Raw genomic sequence first — 18,312 nt, forward strand, 5'->3', positions numbered from 1 at the left:
CGGCCGATCCGGTGACCGAGTTGCCGTCCTCTCGGTCCGGAGTCCGTGCGCCGCTCCGGTGCGGGGCAGCGCTGCGTCCCCGGGCTTCGGACCCTTTGCCGACCTGGTCAGGCGTGGCCCGTCCCGGCGCCCCGGGCCCGTCACCGACCAGGCGCGATGTGACCCGGTCCCCGTGCATCGCGGCCCGTCCGCGCTCCGTGCCGTTGCGCCGGGGTGAAAAGGGGTGGAAGGCTGGAGAGCGGCACCGGTTCGGGGAACGTCCGGAAACCACGCGTTTCGCGCCGGACGCAGCCTGTGCCCGCACCGCGGACGGCCGCGGTGGCCACGGGCCCGGCCCCACCACCTGGAGGTATCCGTGAACAGCGCCGACGGATGGGGAGACGACGTCTACCAGCCCGACGGGTCCGAGGTCCAGGACGACGCGGGCCTGCTGGATCCGGAGGACACCCTCGACGACGACGGTGTCGGCGACCCCCTCGACCGGGGCTGGTCTCCTCCGGAGCGTCCCTGGGCGGTCGAGCACACCGGTGTGACGGCGGCCGAGCACGAGACCCTGGACCAGCGGCTCGCCGAGGAGCTGCCGGAGGCCCCCGTGCCCGACGGTGACGGCCTCGGCGACTGCGACGGCAGCGACGGCGAACTCCTGGACAACGAGGTCGGCGCCCGCCGCTCCGGCCGGCTCGTGGCCCCCGACGAGGGCGCCCATGAGGACGACGAGAGTGGCCTGATCGCCACGGATGTGGGCATCGACGGTGCGGCGGCGTCGGCCGAGGAGGCCGCGATGCACATCGTCGACGAGGACGCCCTGTCCGGCTGACCCCGAGGAGCACACATGCAGCAGGACAAGCACCCCGACTACCGCGAGGTCGTCTTCCGCGACCGCGCCGCCGGTTACGCCTTCCTGACCCGGTCCACCGCCACGAGCGACCGGACCATCGAGTGGGACGACGGCGAGACCTACCCCGTCGTGGACGTCGAGATCTCCTCGGAGAGCCACCCCTTCTACACCGGCAAGGCCCGGACGGTGGACTCGGAGGGACGGGTCGCGCAGTTCGAGCGGCGGTACGGCGGTGGGACGGGGCAGAACGCCGAGGGGTGAGCGCCGGCTGAGGCGGGCCGGGGCGGTACGGGGCGAGCGCCCCTCGATGCCGCCCCGGTCAGCTGCTCCCGGCCGCTTCCTCAGATGAAGTTCAGCGCCGCCGCACAGCCAACCCCGCCCAGCAGCATGAACGCCGGCATCAGCACCTTCAGCTCGACCCAGCTGCCCGCCCGGAACCGCAGGGCCTTGGGCGGCCCGATCGGGTACCAGCGCTTGCGGCCCACCGGGATCGGCCACAGGATCGGGCAGCCGGAGACCGTCAGCGCGTCCCCGATGTCGTGGACCAGCGCGCCCAGCAGGACGGGCAGGCCCAGCCACAGGTACTCCTGGCCCGGCGCCGTGAACAGCCAGTCCGAGCCGTTGCCCGGCTTGTCCAGGACGCCGGCGAGGATCCACGAGCTGGTCGCGGCCAGCAGCCAGACCAGGATGTCGGCGCTGGAGCCGCGGGTCGCCCGCCACAGCAGACCCTCGATGGCCAGCACCATGTGCACGAAGAGCAGCGCGAGGACCGCCCAGCGCCCGCCCGTGATCGCCGCGACCGAGGCGCCCGCACCGATCAGCACGGCCCACAGCCAGGTGTGGGTCAGGGTGCGGTGGCCGCCGGAGCGACGGGGGTCGCCCTGCTTCTTCGTCCCCTTGTAGACGGCGTACGAGAGCTTGTCGACGATCTCGCACAGGCCCCGTGAGATGGGGCCGAAGGCCCGCGAGATGGTGGCCGCCTTGTGGTCGAGGTCGGGGGCGAGCGCCGCCCCCGCGCAGATCAGGGCGCCGGCCAGCAGGACCGGCCAGGGCATCGTGTGGCCCGCCGCGGCGGCCGCGGCTCCGACGCCGAGCCAGGCGGCAGCCCCCGACAGTGAGTGTGCTGGTCCCATCATCGCCGTTGCCCGCCCCATTCCTCTTGTGCCGCTGTCCAGTTGAACGGCCCTGCTGACGCTCTGTCGGCGACACAGCGTACTGCTCGTGATCTTCGCCGCCGCATCCGATTCCCCTATGGGGCACAAGGGCAGGCAAGATGGGTGGGTGACCCTCATCGATCAGCTGCCGCAGACCGCAGACCCCGACGCCCTCTACGAAGCCTTCGAGTCGTGGGCCGGGGAGCGCGGGCTCACGCTCTACCCCCATCAGGAGGAGGCGCTGATCGAGGTGGTCTCCGGTGCGAACGTGATCGTGTCGACGCCCACCGGCTCCGGCAAGAGCATGATCGCGGCGGCCGCGCACTTCGCCGCGCTGGCCCGGGACGAGGTCACCTTCTACACCGCGCCGATCAAGGCGCTGGTCTCGGAGAAGTTCTTCGAGCTGTGCAAGATCTTCGGTACCGAGAACGTCGGCATGCTGACCGGCGACGCGTCCGTCAACGCCGACGCGCCCGTCATCTGCTGCACCGCCGAGGTGCTCGCCTCGATCGCGCTGCGAGACGGCAAGCAGGCGGACGTCGGCCAGGTCGTCATGGACGAGTTCCACTTCTACGCGGAGGGGGACCGCGGCTGGGCCTGGCAGATCCCCATCCTGGAGCTGCCCCAGGCGCAGTTCATCCTGATGTCGGCCACGCTCGGCGATGTCTCGATGTTCGAGGAGGACCTCACCCGGCGCACCGGCCGCCCGACGGCGGTGGTCCGCTCGGCGGTCCGTCCGGTGCCGCTGTCCTACGAGTACAAGTTCACCCCGCTCACCGAGACGCTGACCGAACTGCTGGAGACCAGGCAGGCGCCGGTCTACATCGTGCACTTCACGCAGGCGCAGGCCGTGGAGCGGGCGCAGGCGCTGATGAGCATCAACATGTGCTCGAAGCAGGAGAAGGAGCAGATCGCCGACCTGATCGGCAACTTCCGCTTCACCACCAAGTTCGGCCGCAACCTCTCCCGTTACGTGCGGCACGGCATCGGCGTCCACCACGCGGGCATGCTGCCCAAGTACCGGCGTCTGGTGGAGAAGCTCGCGCAGGCCGGTCTGCTGAAGGTGATCTGCGGAACGGACACGCTCGGCGTGGGCGTCAACGTCCCGATCCGTACGGTGCTGTTCACGGCTCTCACCAAGTACGACGGAAACCGCGTCCGCACCCTGCGCAACCGTGAGTTCCACCAGATCGCCGGACGCGCCGGGCGGGCCGGCTTCGACACAGCGGGCTTCGTCGTCGCACAGGCGCCGGAGCATGTCGTCGAGAACGAGAAGGCGCTCGCCAAGGCGGGCGACGACCCCAAGAAGCGCCGCAAGGTGGTCCGCAAGAAGGCTCCGGAGGGCTTCGTCGCCTGGACGGAGAACACCTTCGACAAGCTCATCTCCTCCGACCCCGAGCCGCTGACGTCCCGCTTCCGGGTCACGCACACGATGCTGCTGTCGGTGATCGCCCGTCCCGGCAACGCCTTCGACGCGATGCGGCACCTGTTGGAGGACAACCACGAGCCGCGCAAGCAGCAGCTGAAGCACATCCGGCGGGCGATCGCGATCTACCGCTCGCTGCTGGACGGCGGCATCGTCGAGAAGCTCGACGAGCCGGACGCCAGCGGTCGCATCGTCCGCCTCACCGTGGACCTCCAGCAGGACTTCGCGCTGAACCAGCCGCTGTCCACCTTCGCGCTCGCCGCGTTCGAACTCCTCGACCCCGAATCGCCGTCCTACGCGCTGGACATGGTCTCCGTCGTCGAGTCGACGCTGGACGATCCGCGCCAGATCCTCGTCGCCCAGCTGAACAAGGCGAAGGGCGAGGCCGTGGCCGCGATGAAGGCGGACGGCATCGAGTACGAGGAGCGCATGGAGCGCCTCCAGGACATCAGCTACCCGAAGCCTCTGGAGGAGCTGCTCTTCCACGCGTACGACACGTACCGCAAGAGCCACCCGTGGGTCGGCGACCATCCGCTCTCCCCGAAGTCCGTCATCCGGGACATGTACGAACGGGCCATGTCCTTCACGGAGTTGGTGTCCTTCTACGAGCTCGCCCGCACCGAGGGCATTGTCCTGCGTTACCTCGCCAGTGCCTACAAGACGCTCGACCACAACATCCCGGACGACCTCAAGTCGGAGGACCTCCAGGACCTCATCGAGTGGCTCGGCGAGATGGTGCGCCAGGTCGACTCCAGTCTGCTGGACGAGTGGGAGCAGCTCGCCAACCCGGAGGAGATGACCGCCGAGGAGGCCCAGGAGAAGGCCGATGAGGTCAAGCCGGTCACCACCAACGCGCGCGCCTTCCGGGTCCTCGTCCGCAACGCCATGTTCCGCCGTGTCGAGCTCGCCGCCCTGGACCACGTCGAGGAGCTGGGCGAGCTGGACGCCGAGGCCGGCTGGGACGCCGATGCCTGGGGCGAGGCGATGGACAAGTACTGGGACGAGTACGAGGACCTGGGCACCGGTCCCGACGCCCGCGGCCCCAAGCTGCTCCTGATCGAGGAGGAGCCGGAGAACCGTCTGTGGCGGGTCCGCCAGATCTTCGACGATCCGAACGACGATCATGACTGGGGCATCAGCGCGGAGGTCGATCTGACGGCCTCCGACGCCGAGGGCCGCGCGGTCGTCCGGGTCTTTGATGTCGGTCAGCTGTGAGCACAGGAGAATCCCACCCATGACGAACCCGGCCGAAAAGCTGGTCGACCTGCTCGACCTGGAGCAGATCGAGCTCAACATCTTCCGCGGCCTGAGCCCGAACGAGTCCCTGCAGCGGGTCTTCGGCGGCCAGGTGGCGGGCCAGGCACTGGTCGCCGCCAACCGCACCACCGAGGGCGACCGCCCGGTGCACTCGCTGCACGCGTACTTCCTGCGCCCGGGCCGGCCGGGCGTGCCGATCGTGTACCAGGTCGAACGGGTGCGGGACGGCAGGTCGTTCACGACCCGCCGGGTCACCGCGGTGCAGCAGGGCCGCACGATCTTCAATCTCACCGCCTCCTTTCACAAGCCTGAGGAAGGTTCCTTCGAGCACCAGCTGCCGCCGGCCCGCAAGGTCCCGGACCCGGAGTCGCTGCCGTCGGTCACGGACGAGATCCGGGAGCATCTGGGCGCGCTGCCCGAGCAGTTGGAGCGGATGGCGCGCCGCCAGCCCTTCGACATCCGCTATGTGGACCGGCTGCGCTGGACACCCGAGGAGGTCAAGGACGCCGAGCCGCGCAGCGCGGTGTGGATGCGCGCGGTCGGGCCGCTCGGCGACGACCCGGTCGTGCACACCTGCGCGCTGACCTACGCCAGTGACATGACCCTCCTGGACGCCGTCCGTATCCCGGTCGAACCCCTGTGGGGCCCGCGGAGCTTCGACATCGCGTCGCTGGACCACGCCATGTGGTTCCATCGGCCGTTCCGTGCTGACGAGTGGTTCCTGTACGACCAGGAGTCGCCCGTGGCGACGGGCGGTCGGGGCCTGGCCCGCGGGCGGATCTACGACGTGGAGGGGCGGATGCTGGTGTCGGTCGTCCAGGAAGGGCTGTTCCGGGCGCTGTAGGTCACTGGGCCTCTGCTGCGGGTCACGCGCTTTTGCGGCGCAGCCAGCCGAGCAGGCCACGGGACGGCTGCTCGGGAACGGCGGGGGCGGCGGTCGGCCGCTCGCAGACGGTGGACCTCCGCTCCGGCCCGGGAGGCGCTTGCTTCGCAACGGGTCGTGGCGCGGGCCGGAGCCTGCGGGCGTCCTCGAGCGTCCGGGTCAGATCGGCCCTCAGCCAGCTGATCTCGTCCGGGTCGTCCGCCGTCATGATCCTCTCCGCGAGGTATGCGGCGGGCGAACCCTGCGCGCCCTGGGTCGGCGGGCCCGGCCGGAAGCGCATGAGGTGCGAGCGTTCATAGGGGTCCGGGACGATCTCCGAGATCTGAACGGGGTCGAGGAACGCGGCCAGGGCCCCGGCGCTCTCCCATGGGCCGTCGGCCACTCGCAGCAGGAACTCCCGGTGACGCCCGCGCCAGTTGCGCGCCCTCAGGTCCAGCCCCGCGTCCAGCAGGTCGCGCAGTCCCTCGGGCGTGCGACGGGCGTTCAGCAGTGGGGAGTTCTCCTCATCGGCCGCGAACTGCCGGAGTTCCTCGGCCAGATACAGCCAGACCACCGCCCGGTAGCGGTTGAGGTAGAAGCGCACCGGCGCCACCACGCCGAGTCGCGCCAGGCGCGTGAACCTGCTGACGGGCACATCCATGACGGCCGCGCCCTCGGTGGTGCCCACGACCCGCACTCGTTCCTGCAGCGCGTCGGGGAAGCCGTCCTCCGTGCGCAGCCGGTCGATCTCGGAGCGGGTGACGCGACGGCCTCCACCGCCTTCGTCGGGGACACTCCAGATGTGGCCGAGGTGGACGGCGAGGTCGAACTCGCTTCGTTTGAGCCCCAGTTCCCGTGCCGCGCGGCTCGGCGCGCAGGAGAGCTGGTGGGTTGCGGTGACGGTGCTGCCTGACATGGTCGTACTCCCCCGTGGAGTCGGTCGCTCACGCTGTGTGCGCTCGCCGTGAAAAACCGTAACCGGTCCGGCGGATCTTCTGCCGAGCCTGTGGATAACTCCGCGGGGGAGGGAGAAGGAGCAGGTCAGAGGTCCATGGCCGAGCTCTGTTCGGGTCGGCGGACGTCCACGCCGAGGTGCTCGCCCACGCGATTGACGAGCAGTGTCATCTCGTAGGCGATCTGCCCGATGTCGGCCTCCGCGGCGCTGAGCACACACAGACAGCTGCCGGTCCCCGCCGCGGTGACGAACAGCACCGCGTCGTCGAACTCGACCATCGTCTGGCGCACTCTGCCGGCGCCGAAGTGGCGTCCGGACCCCTTGGCCAGGCTGTGCAGTCCGGACGCGACGGCGGCGAGGTGCTCCGCGTCCTCGCGGCGCAGCCCCGTGCTCGCACCCGCCACGAGCCCGTCGTTGGACAGGACCAGTGCGTGCCGTACGTGGTCGACACGCTCCGTCAGATCGTCCAGCAACCAGCCGAGTCCCTGGTTCTGCGCCATGTTTCCGTCTCCCCGTGTGACGTCTCCCCCTGGCCGGAGGATCTCCCGGCCACCCTTCCCGACGGCCAGGGCCTCGGCAAGGAGGACGGGCCAAGCCGCGGAAGATGGCCGAACCTTTGCACGGTGGCCGGGGTCAGCCCACCGAGTCGAGCAGTCGGGCGGTGTGCATCCGTCCCGCGTACTCGACTAGCCGGATCAGCACTTCCTTGCCGGAGTCACGGTCCCGGGCGTCGCAGAGCACCACGGGGGTGCCGCGGTCGAGGTCGAGGGCGCGGCAGACGTCGCCGGCGCCGTAAGTGCGGGCGCCAGTGAAGCAGTTGACGGCCACGACGAACGGGATGTGCCGGTGCTCGAAGTAGTCGACCGCCGGGAAGCAGTCCTCCAGGCGCCGGGTGTCCGCGAGGACCACGGCGCCCAGGGCGCCTTGCGACAACTCGTCCCACAGGAACCAGAAGCGGTCCTGGCCGGGGGTGCCGAAGAGGTAGAGGGAGAGACCGGAGCGGATGGTGATGCGGCCGAAGTCCATGGCTACCGTGGTCGTGACCTTCTGGTCCACGCCGCCGGTGTCGTCCACCAACTGACCGGCCTCGCTGAGGAGTTCCTCGGTGCGCAGCGGCCTGATCTCACTGACCGCGCCCACCAGGGTGGTCTTGCCCACGCCGAATCCACCGGCGACCAGTATCTTCAACGCCAGCGCGGTCGACTCGCCGCCCTGGGCATCGGAAGTCTCGGAGACCATTGATCACTTCTCTCGGGAGTACCGGTAACGGCCGACGGTGCAGGTGTGCGAAGTCAGCATGATGACAACTGCGGTACCCCTTCGAAGGGTTACACCGCTATTTGACCGATGTGGCCGGTTCGCGCGCGTTCGGTTACGAAGTTTCATCTACAGTGCCCGCAGTCCTTCGATCACTTCGCGCAGAATCCGTTCGTCAGGAAGTTGCGCGGGCGGTACCGGGCGGCTGACGGTGACGCAGCCGAGTTCCAGGAGGTCACCGAGCAGCACCCTGACCACGCCGACGGGCAGGTCGGCGCCCGCGGCGAGTTCGGCGACCGACTGGGTCTCGACACGGCACAGCTCGATCAGGGCCCGGTGCTCCGGTCCGAGCGCGGTGTCGTCGTCGACACCAGGAGCGGCCGCGTCCAGTGTGACCAGGGCGATGAGGTCGAAACGCACCCCGGTGGGGCCGGGTTTGGTGCGTCCGCCCGTCATGGCGTACGGGCGGACGAGAGGCCCCGCCTCACCGTCGTACCACTGACTGCCCTGCTCCCGCGGGGCGTCCGTCATGTCCTCCGTCATGAGCGTGGACCGCCCTTCTCGTCTCATCCGGCGGGAGGCCGCGCGGCGATGCGCGGCGCCGTGTACAGGTGCTCGCCGACGCGCTTGACGAGCCGTGCCATCTCGTAGGCCACCAGGCCTATGTCGGCGGTCACGGCGGTGAGCAGGGCGAGGCAGGAGCCGTCACCGGCGGCGGCCACGAACAGGAAGCCGTCGTCCATCTCGACCATGGTCTGGCGCACTCCGCCCGCGCCGAAGTGGCGTCCTGCGCCCTTGGCCAGGCTGTGGAAACCGGAGGCCACCGCGGCCAGGTGCTCCGCGTCCTCACGGCGCAGATCGGTCGACGCCCCCACGGCCAGACCGTCGTTGGACAGCACCACGGCGTGCCGTACCTCGCTGACGCGCAGCACCAAGTCGTCCAGCAGCCAGTCGAGTTCACCGGACCGTTGGGCTGCCCTCATGCTGGGGTCCTGGATCATGCGGGGTCTCCTTCGCTGCTGTCGCTGACCGCGGCGGAATCCGGGGTGGCGCCGCGGCCGGGCCGGCGGCCGCCGCCGCGTGCCCAGCCGTCGCGATAGGCCGCCATCCGGTCCCGTACGAGCTCGGGGGTGCGCCGGTCCTCACCCCGTGGGTCGGAGTGTGGTTCCGGTTCCTCCGTACGTGGTTCACGCAGCTGAGGGGCGAGATTCGCCTGCCGGACGCGGCGCGGGAGGTCGTCCGATGCTTCCGGTGCTTCGGAGTCGTCCGGGGGACGGTGCAGTCGCAAGGTGGTGACTCCGGGGGGTGGGCTGTCGGAGCCGGACCCGGACTCCGCCCGCGCCGAGGCCGCGACCTCCGCCCTGGCCTCCGCGGCGACCGGTGCGGGGGCCACCAGGGCCGGCCGGTCGGCCGAGGCGTGCACGGACTCCCGCGGCCTGGTCGCGCCGGGCACGCGCGCGTACATGTGTTCCTGGTCCACGGCCTTGCGAGGGGAACGTTCCTCCGAACCGCTGTGCAGAAGGGCGGTGGGCAGGAGGACGACGGCGGTGGTGCCGCCGTAGGGCGAGGTGCGCAGGTGGACCTTGATGCCGTGGCGGGCCGCGAGCCTGCTGACCACGAAGAGTCCGAGCCGGTCGCTGTCGAACAGGTCGAGCGCCTCGGACTGCTCGATGCGGTGGTTGGCCTCGGCGAGGGACTCCTTGCCCATGCCCAGCCCCCGGTCCTCGACCTCGATCGCGTAGCCGTTGCCCACCGGTTCGCCGGTGATGCGCACGCGCGTGTGCGGGGGCGAGAACTGCGCGGCGTTCTCGACGATCTCGGCCAGGAGGTGGGTGACGTCGGCGACGGCCCCGCCCACGACGGACGCCTCGGGGAGCTGTCGTACCTCCACGCGCGCGTAGTCCTCCACTTCGGAGACGGCCGCGCGCACCACGTTGGTCAGGGAGACCGGCATGCGCCAGGCCCGGCCGGGTGCCGCTCCGGAGAGGATGATCAGGCTCTCCGCGTGGCGCCGCATACGGGTGGTGAGGTGGTCGAGCCGGAAGAGGTCGCTCAGCTCGCCCGGGTCCTCGGAGCGGCGTTCCATGTTGTCCAGCAGGCTCAGTTGGCGATGCACGAGGACCTGGCTGCGGCGGGCGAGGTTGACGAACACCCCGGAGATGCCGCTGGCGAGTTCGGCGCGTTCCACGGCGGCCCGCAGCGCGGCGCGGTGCACGGTCCCCAGGGCCTCGGCGACCTGCCCCGTCTCGTCCTCCGAGGGCGGTCCGGGCGGGGCCTCGGCCTGGACGTCGATCTCCTCGCCGGCGCGCAACTTCCGCATCGCCTCGGGGAGTTTGCGCCGCGCGATCTCCAGGGCGAGGTTGCGCAGGCCCTCCAGCTCGATGACCAGACCGCGTCCGATGCGTACGGAGATGACGAGCGACGCGAGGACGGCGGCGAGGCCGAACAGGACGGCGGCACCGGCCGGGGTGAGCAGACCGCGGGTGAACGGGTCCGCCTGGTCCGCGACGCCGCGTCCGGCGTCCTCCTCGATGGTCCGCATCCCGTCCTGCACGCGCGCGTGTGCCTTGCTCCAGGTGGCCTCGGGCGCCGCGGCGATCGCCGACGCGCCCGCACGGCTCGCGAGGACCTTGTCCTCGACGGTGCCCACGGCCGCGTAGTCGCTGCCGTCCGCGAGGTCCTGCCAGGCGGCGCGTTCGGGGCCGCGCAGGTCGGCGACGGCGGATTCGGTGAGGGTTCGGCGGGTTTCGACGGCGCCGGTGAACAGCCGCAGCCGCTCGCCGTCGATGCGCCCGGCGAGACGTGCGCCGGCCAGCAGGACGTCCTCCTGGGCCAACGCCTCTCCCGCGCGGGAGAACTCGAGCAGCACGCGTGCGTCGGAGCCCAGTTCGGCGTCCTGGATGCCGGTGAGGGCACCGCCCACGCCGAAGGCCGTGGCGATGGTCCGTGTATAGCGCCCGTACGTCTCGTCCCAGCCGGCGCGGCGGTCGAGCACCGCGGCCCGCACGGAGCGCAGTTGCTCACCGCCGGTCACGAAGGTCTCGAGGCGCTGGGCCACTCCGGCGGGCAGTTCCTCGCCGTCGGCGACGGTGTTGTCGTCGCCGAGCCGGAGCTTGTCCAGGGCTTTGTCCGTGCGTTCCGCAAGCGCCTTGAAGTCTGCGCCGCGGCCGTCGGTCGGGGCGACCGCATAGCGCACCGCGGCCGCGCGTTCCGTCTGGAGCGCGGCGACCGCGACCGCGACCGGGGACCGGATCTCGGCGTCCACCCGCTGCAACTGCCGCAGCCGGGAGACGTCCTGGGCGGTGGTGACGGTGGCGTACGCCCACAGGGCCAGCAGCGAGACCACCGGCACCATCAGCAGGCAGACGATCTTGGCGCGCACGGTGCGCGGGCGTATCAGCCACCGTCCCGCGCGCGTGGGCGTCTCGTCCGGTACGGCGCCCACCGGTTCGTCCAGGCGTTCGTCGGCCGGTGGTCCGGCGTGGGCGCGGCGGCCGCGGGCGGGGGACGGAGCCGACGCGTCGGCGCCGTTCATGGGGGTCCTACGGGATGTACGCATGGCCTCCTGCCTCGGAAGTGGTCGGTGGGCGGGCCCGGCGGCCCGGCGGATCCCTCAGTGGGTGACGCTCTCGACCGGCCGCTGGGCCGAGGCGGACGCCTCGCGCTCCCCCGACGTCGGCGACAGCGCGACGAAGGCGGAGGTCAGGAAGAGATAGGACCCGAGGCCGACGGCGAGGGGAAAGATGAACTGCATCGCGGTGGCCCCGGGCAGGGCCGCGTCGGAGGGGCTGACGTGCACGCTCACCGAGAACATCCCGGTGTAGTGCATGCTGCTCACCGCGGCTCCCATGATGAGCGAGGCGACGGTGACGGCGACGGGCGACTTGATGTTGAGCGCGGCCCACAGGGCGGCCGTCGCGGCGACGACGGCGATCAGCACGGACAGTCCCACGAGGACCGGGTCGTACTTCACGTCGCCGTGCAGACGGACGGCGGCCATGCCCAGGTAGTGCATGCTCGCCACGCCGAGTCCGGTGGTGAGCCCGCCCAGGAAGAGCGCCCGCGCGCGGTCCTTGCTGTAGCCGACGGCGAAGACGCCGGCACAGACGACGATCATGGCGACGAGCAGGCTCACGATGGTGAGCGGCACGTCGTAGCGGATGTCGGTGCCGCTGACGCTGAAGCCGAGCATGGCCACGAAGTGCATGGTCCAGATGCCGGTTCCGATCGCGGAGGCGGCGGTGATGAGCCAGTTGCGGCGTGAACGCCCCGTGGCGCCGAGCGCGCGGACGGTGCAGCGCAGCCCGAGTGCGGCGCCGATGCAGGCCATCACGTACGACAGCACGGGGGTCAGCCAGCCGAGTGCGGCGTGGTCCAGGTGTCCCATGGCTCCGGGACGCTAGTCGGGGCATGGGCGCACAAAGGGGGCGCAGTTCGAAAGGTGTTGGAATATGACGCAGAGATGCCCCTGAACGATCGCGGCGCGCTCGAACGTGTGCGCAGGAGCATCATCCTTGTCGGTGAGAGATCATGCGGAACATGAGCGACGACCACACACATGTCCAGGAGTTCTTCGGCGCCCGAGCCGCCGACTGGGATGCCCGCTTTCCCGACGACGGTCCCGCCTACGCCGCCGCGGTCTCCGGCCTCGGGCTGCGCGAGGGGGATCGCGTGCTCGACGCCGGCTGCGGCACCGGGCGCGCCCTGCCGCCCCTGCGTGCGGCCGTGGGGCCCTCGGGAGTGGTCCTGGGGGCCGATCTGACCCCGGCCATGCTCCAGGCCGCCGTACGGGCCGGACGGGACCGGGACGGGCAGTTGCTGCTGGCCGACGTGGCCGCGCTGCCGCTGCGCGCGGAGTCGCTCGACGCGGTGTTCGGGGCGGGGCTGATCTCCCATCTGCCCGATCCGGCCGAGAACCTGCGGGAGTTGGCGCGTGTGGTGCGTCCGGGCGGCACGCTGGCGCTCTTCCACCCGATCGGCAGGGCGGCGCTCGCGGCACGACAGGGCCGGCAGATCACGCCGGACGACCTGCGTGCAGAGCCCAACCTCCGGCCTCTGCTGGCCGGTTCCGGGTGGCGCATGACGTCGTACGTCGACGAGGACATCCGGTTCCTGGCGCTGGCCGTGCGGGACGCCTGACCCTGCGGCACCGCCCCTTCAGCCCCGCCCGGCGACCTCCGCCACGAAGGCGTCGGGGTTGTCGAACATGACGTTGTGACCCGCGCCGGGCACGGTCACCACGCGCACCCCCGTGGCCTCCAGATCACCCCTGCCCTCGAGTTCACCGCTCAACTCGCCCTGCAGATACACGCGCTCCACGGTGAGATCTTCGAGGATGGTGCGCATGACCGGGTCGGACCCGCGCCTCAGCCCGACGGCCGTCCGGTGCAGGGCGCGCGGGTCGGCCAGTCGCATGGTCGCCGCCCACAGGGGCCCGACCTGTTCCAGCACGCGCGCGTAGGCACCGTCCACGAAGGCCTCCTCCTCGTGGGAGGCGATGCCGCTGCTGCCCGCGGCGGGCGGTGGGAACGCGTCCAGGTTGGCCTCCGTGAGCACCAGGCGGGAGACCAGTTCGGGACGCCGGTGGGCGAGCACCAGGGCGACGGCGCCGCCCATGCTGTGCGCGATGAGCTCGGCACCCGTGACCCCCGCCGCGTCCAGCGCCGCCGCCAGCGCGCCGGCGTGGTCGTCGAGTGTGTAACCGAAGTGCTCGGGCCGGTCACTGATGCCGTGTCCGGGCAGGTCCACGAACAGGCTTCGGTTGCCCGCGAGTTCGGGCCGGGCCGCGATATGGGCGTGGTACACGGACGAGACCGACCCCAGTCCGTGCACGTACACGCGTGTGGGTTCCTCGCCGGGCACCTCCGTCCAGCGGATGCAGCTTCCCTTGCCGTCGAACTCGGCCTGCTTCATCGCGTCCTCCCTGAGCGGCGCTCGTAGTGGCGTCCTTGGCGGCGTCCTCGGGAGCCACCCTTGCGAACCATCGCTCCGACAATACATCGGTTACGAGGTATAGAAAAGACGATGTATTCATCAAGCGATGTACACCGGACGTACGGCAGAATGCGGGCATGCTGGAGCTCGCCATCCTCGGATTCCTGTACGACGCCCCCCTGCACGGCTACGAGCTGCGCAAACGCATCGCAGCGCTGACCGGGCACGTGAAGCCCATCGCGGAGAGCACGCTCTATCCGGCGATCAAGCGACTGGAGAAGGCCGGGCTGCTGGAACGCGCGACGGAGCCCGGTTCCGTCGCCGCGCCACGACACGTCCTGACGCTCACCGAGGACGGCCGACGCGATCTGCGCCGCCGGCTCGCCGAGCCCGTACAGCGCGACATCACCGACGAGAACCGCTGGTTCACCTTGCTCGCGTTCCTCCGGCACCTGGACGACGCCGCGGCGCAGGCGACCGTGCTGCGCCGCAGGCTGGCGTTCCTGGAGGAACCCGCGAGCTTCTTCTACGAGGGTGACCGGCCGCTGCGCGCCGAGGAGTTGGACGATCCCTTCCGGCGCGGAATCCTGACGATCGCGCGCGCCACGTCCCGGGCGGAACTCACCTGGCTGCGGGACACCCTCGCCTCACTGGACGGCTGAGGTCACCTCACCGCCGGTCGTGCGCGTCACGCGCCCAGCGCCTCGAGCACCACGGACCTGGCCTCCTCCTGGACCTGCCGCAGATGGTCCGCGCCGAGGAAGGACTCCCCGTAGATCTTGTACACGTCCTCGGTGCCCGAAGGGCGGGCCGCGAACCAGGCGTTGGCGGTGGCGACCTTGATGCCGCCGAGGGCCGCGCCGTTGCCGGGGGCCTCGGTGAGCACCGTGGTGACCGGCTCGCCGGCGAGGGTGTCGGCCGTGACCTGGCGCGGAGACAACTTGGCGAGCAGCGCCTTCTCCTCGCGGGAGGCGGGGGCGTCCACGCGCGCGTAGGCGGGGGCTCCGAAGCGGTCCGTGAGATCGGCGTAGTGCTGCGACGGGGTCCTGCCCGTGACCGCCGTGATCTCGGAGGCGAGCAGGGCCAGGATGATGCCGTCCTTGTCGGTGGTCCACACCGAGCCGTCCCGGCGCAGGAAGGACGCGCCCGCCGACTCCTCGCCGCCGAAGCCGAGCGAGCCGTCCGACAGGCCGTCCACGAACCACTTGAAGCCGACCGGGACCTCGACCAGCGGCCGGCCGACGTCCGCCGCGACCCGGTCGATCATGCTGGACGACACCAGGGTCTTGCCGATCCCGGCACTCGCGGGCCACTGCTCCCGGTGCGAGAACAGATACGAGATCGCCACGGCCAGATAGTGGTTGGGGTTCATGAGGCCCCCGTCCGGCGTGACGATGCCGTGCCGGTCGGCGTCGGCGTCGTTGCCGGTGGCGATGTCGAACCGGTGGCGCTGCTCGATGAGCGAGGCCATGGCGTACGGCGAGGAACAGTCCATACGGATCTTGCCGTCCCAGTCCAGCGTCATGAAGCGCCAGGTGGGATCGGTGAGCGGGTTGACCACCATCAGGTCGAGCCGGTGCTGTTCGGCGATCCGGCCCCAGTAGGCGACCGAGGCACCGCCCAGCGGGTCGGCGCCGATCCGCACGCCGGCGGCCCGGATCGCGTCCAGGTCCAGCACGTTCGGCAGGTCGGCCACGTAGGTGCCGAGGAAGTCGTAACGGCCGGTGCCGGGTGCGGTCAGCGCACGGGCGTAGGGGATGCGCCGTACGTCCTTCAGACCGCCGGTGATGATCTCGTTGGCGCGGTCCTGGATCCAGGACGTCGCCTCGGACCCGGCGGGGCCACCGTTCGGCGGGTTGTACTTGAAGCCGCCGTCGGCGGGCGGGTTGTGCGAGGGGGTGACCACCACGCCGTCGGCGAAGCCGGAGGTGCGGTCCCGGTTGTGGGTGAGGATGGCGTGCGAGACCGCCGGGGTGGGTGTGTAGCCGTCGGCCTGGTCGATGAGGACGGCCACGTCGTTGGCGGCGAACACCTCCAGCGCCGTGATCCGCGCGGGCTCGGACAAGGCGTGGGTGTCGGCGCCGAGGAAGAGCGGGCCGTGGGTGCCCTGGGCGGCGCGGTACTCGCAGATGGCCTGGCTGGTGGCGGCGATGTGGTCCTCGTTGAAGGCCGCCGCGAGCGACGAGCCGCGATGTCCGGAGGTACCGAACGCCACTCGCTGCCCGGGCTCGGCCGGGTCGGGGTGCAGCGCGTAGTACGCCGTGACCAGGCGGGCCACATCGATGAGGTCCTCGGGCCCGGCGACCTGTCCCGCTCGCGCGTCCTGCATGTGCCCGCTCCTCCGCAAGAGTCGACCGTGGGGTACTGCCCCATTCTCCCCTGTCCGGGATGCCGGGACGCGCACCGGGCGACCGTTGTGGCCCGCGTACGACGGATGCGACGATGCGGGTCGGCGAGCGAAGGGACACCGACGTGCCGCACGAGGACCAACGGCCGCCCGCCGCCGTGCTGTTCGACGCGCTGGGCGCCGACTACGAGAAGGCGTTCGCCCATGCCCCCGCGCACCTGTCCGCGCTGGAGTGGCTGATCGAGCGGCTGCCTCCCGCCGCGCGGACGCTGGACGTGGGCAGCGGCACCGGGCGGCCCACCGCGGCGGCGCTCGTCGGGGCGGGGCACTCGGTACTGGGCGTCGACGTCTCCCCCGTCATGGTGGAACTCGCCACCCGTCAGGTCCCCGAGGCCGAGTTCCGCAGGGCCGACATCCGCGATGTCCCGCTCGACGCGGACTCGTTGGACGGGGTGTGCGTGTTCTTCTCGCTGCTGCAGATGACCCGCGCCCAGCAGTCGGACCTGGTGCGGCGACTGGCCCTGGCCCTGAGGCCCGGTGGGCATCTGGTGCTGGCCACCGTGCCCGCCGACGTGCAGGACGTCGAGGTGGTCTTCATGGGCCGGCCGGTCCGCGCGACGAGCTTCGCCGAGGACGACGTGATCGGCATGGTGGAGGCGGCCGGGCTGACGGTGCTGTCCCGGCACGGCCTGACCTTCACCCCGGACCACCCCAGTGCGGGGCCCGAGCCCCATCTCTTCCTGTACTGCCGCCGCGACGAGAGCGGGCTCTGACGCTCAGTGCCCGCGTTCCTCCGGTGTCTCCGGCGGCTCGGCGGGCGTCGGCCCGGGCCGGCTGAAGAGGACGGCCCGGGCGACGGAGGGGGCGAACAGGGCGGTGACGGGCTCGGCGAGGACCAGCACGGCACGGAAGGCGCGCCCCACTACGGGGTCGCCGGGCGACCGTTCCGTGACGCGGCGCAGGTACCACCCGGCGACGCGGTCCGCGGGTCCGGCGGCGACCGCGGTGCCGACCGCGCCCGGCATCCCGCGGTCCGCTCCGGCCGAGATGTCCCACGCCTGGCGGGATGCCGCGAGCAGCGCCCGCTGCACGCGGCGCGTGGTGGGGGTGCGGCGGTGGTCGGCGAACGTGTCGCGCAGGGCGACCGCGCTCATCGCGGCGATGGCCATGCCCTGCCCGTAGATCGGGTTGAAGGTGCACAGGGCGTCGCCGGTGGCGAGGAATCCGGCCGGGCGGCGGCCGGGCAGGTCGTAGCGGCGCCGGATGTTCGCGGTCCGCCGGTAGCCGAACGCCGGAGAGAGCGGTTCGGCCTCGTCCAGCCAGCGGTCCAGGAGCGGATGCGCCAGTCGCTTGGTGTACGTCTCGAACTCGTCGTCGCCCGTGGGCGGTTCGTCGCCGCGCAGCCCCGAGACGATGACCAGATGGCTGCCGTCCTCCAGGGGCAGCGCACCGCCGCCGTTGACCTGGTCGAGCCCGGGGTAGACGTAGTGGCCGAGGGTCTCGCCGTCGAGGGTGCCCTTCCTGCCTCGGTAGACGCGCGAGGCGTAGGCGAGCCCGGTGTCGATGGTCTCCTCGTGCGCGGTCTCGGCGCCGATCGCCGCGAGCCACTGCGGCGCCCTGGTGCCGCTGCCGGAGGCGTCGACGACCAGGTCGGCCTCCAGGGCCCGGGGGTCCGCGCCGACGTCGCCGGAACGTTCCCGCAGGAGTACGCCCCGTACGCGCGAGGCATCACCGAGAAGCCCGACGGCCTCGGCGCCCTCCACCACGCCGATCACCGGATTGGCGAGAACCCGCCGCCGTATCAGCTCCTCCAGCTGCGCGCGGGAGCCGGTGTATATGTGCGTCGACGCGGGCCACCGGCGAAGCCAGCGGCCGTTCTGCCACAGCACCATGTCCGACGGCATCCCCACCCGCGGCGCCCCCGCCTCCTGCAGTTCCGTCAGAAAGCCCGGCAGCAGCGACTCCAGGGCCGTCTGCCCGCCCTCCAGCAGGACATGTGGATGCCGGCCCTGGGGTACGCCGGGCCGTGACCCGGTGGCCTCCGGGAACCGGTCACGTTCGACGACGGTCACCCGGTCGCAGTGCCCGGCCAGGACGTGCGCCGCGAGGAGCCCCGCGATGCTGCCGCCCACGACGACCGCGTGCCGCTCGCCCCGTCCGACGCCCTCGCTCCGACGGCCCGTTCCTACGGCAGAGTTCACCGATCCGCTCCCTTGGTCGCCTTGTTGTGAGAAGACACAAGTATTCTGCGTAGAAAGACGAGTTGACCGCGTTCCGGCCCT

The 18,312-nt window shown here is 71.2% G+C and carries 18 protein-coding genes; 7 read left to right on the plus strand and 11 right to left on the minus strand.

Going from position 1 to position 18,312, the window contains the following annotated elements:
- Nucleotides 1–355 precede the first annotated feature (355 nt).
- Nucleotides 356–817 carry a DUF5709 domain-containing protein gene (locus tag TN53_RS05550; protein WP_046257222.1) on the plus strand — a complete coding sequence of 154 codons (462 nt, stop codon included), beginning with the start codon at nucleotides 356–358 and terminating at the stop codon, nucleotides 815–817.
- 15 nt (nucleotides 818–832) lie between these two features.
- On the plus strand, nucleotides 833–1,099 hold the full coding sequence (locus tag TN53_RS05555) for a type B 50S ribosomal protein L31 (RefSeq protein ID WP_046257223.1): 267 nt from the start codon (nucleotides 833–835) through the stop codon (nucleotides 1,097–1,099).
- 80 nt (nucleotides 1,100–1,179) lie between these two features.
- Here the strand turns inward: TN53_RS05555 and TN53_RS05560 are convergent, their stop codons facing one another.
- On the minus strand, nucleotides 1,180–1,974 hold the full coding sequence (locus tag TN53_RS05560; protein WP_046257224.1) for a metal-dependent hydrolase: 795 nt from the start codon (nucleotides 1,972–1,974) through the stop codon (nucleotides 1,180–1,182).
- A 145-nt stretch (nucleotides 1,975–2,119) separates the two neighbouring features.
- On the opposite strand from TN53_RS05560, the gene TN53_RS05565 reads away from it, so the two are divergent.
- The gene (locus TN53_RS05565; protein ID WP_046257225.1) at nucleotides 2,120–4,633 is read left to right on the plus strand and encodes a DEAD/DEAH box helicase; all 2,514 of its coding nucleotides are present in this window, start codon (nucleotides 2,120–2,122) and stop codon (nucleotides 4,631–4,633) included.
- Between the two features lie 19 nt (nucleotides 4,634–4,652).
- Nucleotides 4,653–5,519: an acyl-CoA thioesterase gene (locus tag TN53_RS05570; RefSeq protein WP_046257226.1), complete on the plus strand. Its 867-nt coding sequence runs from the start codon at nucleotides 4,653–4,655 to the stop codon at nucleotides 5,517–5,519.
- A 22-nt stretch (nucleotides 5,520–5,541) separates the two neighbouring features.
- On the opposite strand, the gene TN53_RS05575 is transcribed toward TN53_RS05570, so the two are convergent.
- From TN53_RS05575 to TN53_RS05605, 7 genes are all read right to left on the minus strand, one after another.
- The gene (locus TN53_RS05575; protein ID WP_046257227.1) at nucleotides 5,542–6,453 is read right to left on the minus strand and encodes a DUF6397 family protein; all 912 of its coding nucleotides are present in this window, start codon (nucleotides 6,451–6,453) and stop codon (nucleotides 5,542–5,544) included.
- Nucleotides 6,454–6,578: 125 nt separating this feature from the next.
- Nucleotides 6,579–6,992 carry a roadblock/LC7 domain-containing protein gene (locus tag TN53_RS05580; protein ID WP_046257228.1) on the minus strand — a complete coding sequence of 138 codons (414 nt, stop codon included), beginning with the start codon at nucleotides 6,990–6,992 and terminating at the stop codon, nucleotides 6,579–6,581.
- A 133-nt stretch (nucleotides 6,993–7,125) separates the two neighbouring features.
- Entirely contained in the window at nucleotides 7,126–7,731 is a 606-nt protein-coding gene (locus tag TN53_RS05585; protein WP_046257229.1) for a GTP-binding protein, read from the minus strand.
- A 147-nt stretch (nucleotides 7,732–7,878) separates the two neighbouring features.
- Nucleotides 7,879–8,292, minus strand: coding sequence for a DUF742 domain-containing protein (locus TN53_RS05590; RefSeq protein ID WP_046257230.1), 414 nt, complete (start codon nucleotides 8,290–8,292; stop codon nucleotides 7,879–7,881).
- A gap of 23 nt (nucleotides 8,293–8,315) precedes the next feature.
- Nucleotides 8,316–8,750, minus strand: a complete 435-nt coding sequence (locus TN53_RS05595) for a roadblock/LC7 domain-containing protein (protein WP_046257231.1) — start codon at nucleotides 8,748–8,750, stop codon at nucleotides 8,316–8,318.
- Nucleotides 8,747–11,308 (minus strand): nitrate- and nitrite sensing domain-containing protein, encoded by a 2,562-nt coding sequence (locus TN53_RS05600; RefSeq protein WP_046257232.1) that lies wholly within the window; start codon nucleotides 11,306–11,308, stop codon nucleotides 8,747–8,749. Before TN53_RS05600 ends, TN53_RS05595 begins: the two co-directional genes overlap by 4 nt.
- Nucleotides 11,309–11,362: 54 nt before the next feature.
- Nucleotides 11,363–12,136, minus strand: a complete 774-nt coding sequence (locus TN53_RS05605) for an MHYT domain-containing protein (RefSeq protein ID WP_046257233.1) — start codon at nucleotides 12,134–12,136, stop codon at nucleotides 11,363–11,365.
- 152 nt (nucleotides 12,137–12,288) lie between these two features.
- Here TN53_RS05605 and TN53_RS05610 point away from each other — a divergent pair, with 152 nt between their 5' ends.
- Nucleotides 12,289–12,888, plus strand: a complete 600-nt coding sequence (locus TN53_RS05610) for a class I SAM-dependent methyltransferase (protein ID WP_046257307.1) — start codon at nucleotides 12,289–12,291, stop codon at nucleotides 12,886–12,888.
- An 18-nt stretch (nucleotides 12,889–12,906) separates the two neighbouring features.
- On the opposite strand, the gene TN53_RS05615 is transcribed toward TN53_RS05610, so the two are convergent.
- A complete protein-coding gene (locus TN53_RS05615) occupies nucleotides 12,907–13,662 on the minus strand; it encodes an alpha/beta fold hydrolase (protein WP_046257234.1) in 756 nt (251 codons plus the stop codon).
- Nucleotides 13,663–13,820: 158 nt separating this feature from the next.
- On the opposite strand from TN53_RS05615, the gene TN53_RS05620 reads away from it, so the two are divergent.
- The gene (locus TN53_RS05620; protein ID WP_046257235.1) at nucleotides 13,821–14,345 is read left to right on the plus strand and encodes a PadR family transcriptional regulator; all 525 of its coding nucleotides are present in this window, start codon (nucleotides 13,821–13,823) and stop codon (nucleotides 14,343–14,345) included.
- A 26-nt stretch (nucleotides 14,346–14,371) separates the two neighbouring features.
- On the opposite strand, the gene pgm is transcribed toward TN53_RS05620, so the two are convergent.
- Complete coding sequence (gene pgm, locus TN53_RS05625) at nucleotides 14,372–16,012, minus strand: phosphoglucomutase (alpha-D-glucose-1,6-bisphosphate-dependent) (protein ID WP_046257236.1); 1,641 nt, start codon at nucleotides 16,010–16,012, stop codon at nucleotides 14,372–14,374.
- Nucleotides 16,013–16,125: 113 nt separating this feature from the next.
- Between pgm and TN53_RS05630 the strand changes: the two genes are divergently transcribed.
- Nucleotides 16,126–16,803 carry a class I SAM-dependent methyltransferase gene (locus TN53_RS05630; RefSeq protein ID WP_046257237.1) on the plus strand — a complete coding sequence of 226 codons (678 nt, stop codon included), beginning with the start codon at nucleotides 16,126–16,128 and terminating at the stop codon, nucleotides 16,801–16,803.
- 3 nt (nucleotides 16,804–16,806) lie between these two features.
- Here TN53_RS05630 and TN53_RS05635 read toward each other — a convergent pair whose 3' ends face one another.
- The gene (locus TN53_RS05635) at nucleotides 16,807–18,162 is read right to left on the minus strand and encodes an NAD(P)/FAD-dependent oxidoreductase (protein ID WP_046257308.1); all 1,356 of its coding nucleotides are present in this window, start codon (nucleotides 18,160–18,162) and stop codon (nucleotides 16,807–16,809) included.
- Nucleotides 18,163–18,312: the final 150 nt, after the last annotated feature.

It is taken from the genome of Streptomyces sp. WM6386, assembly GCF_000972385.1.
Taxonomy (GTDB): domain Bacteria; phylum Actinomycetota; class Actinomycetes; order Streptomycetales; family Streptomycetaceae; genus Streptomyces.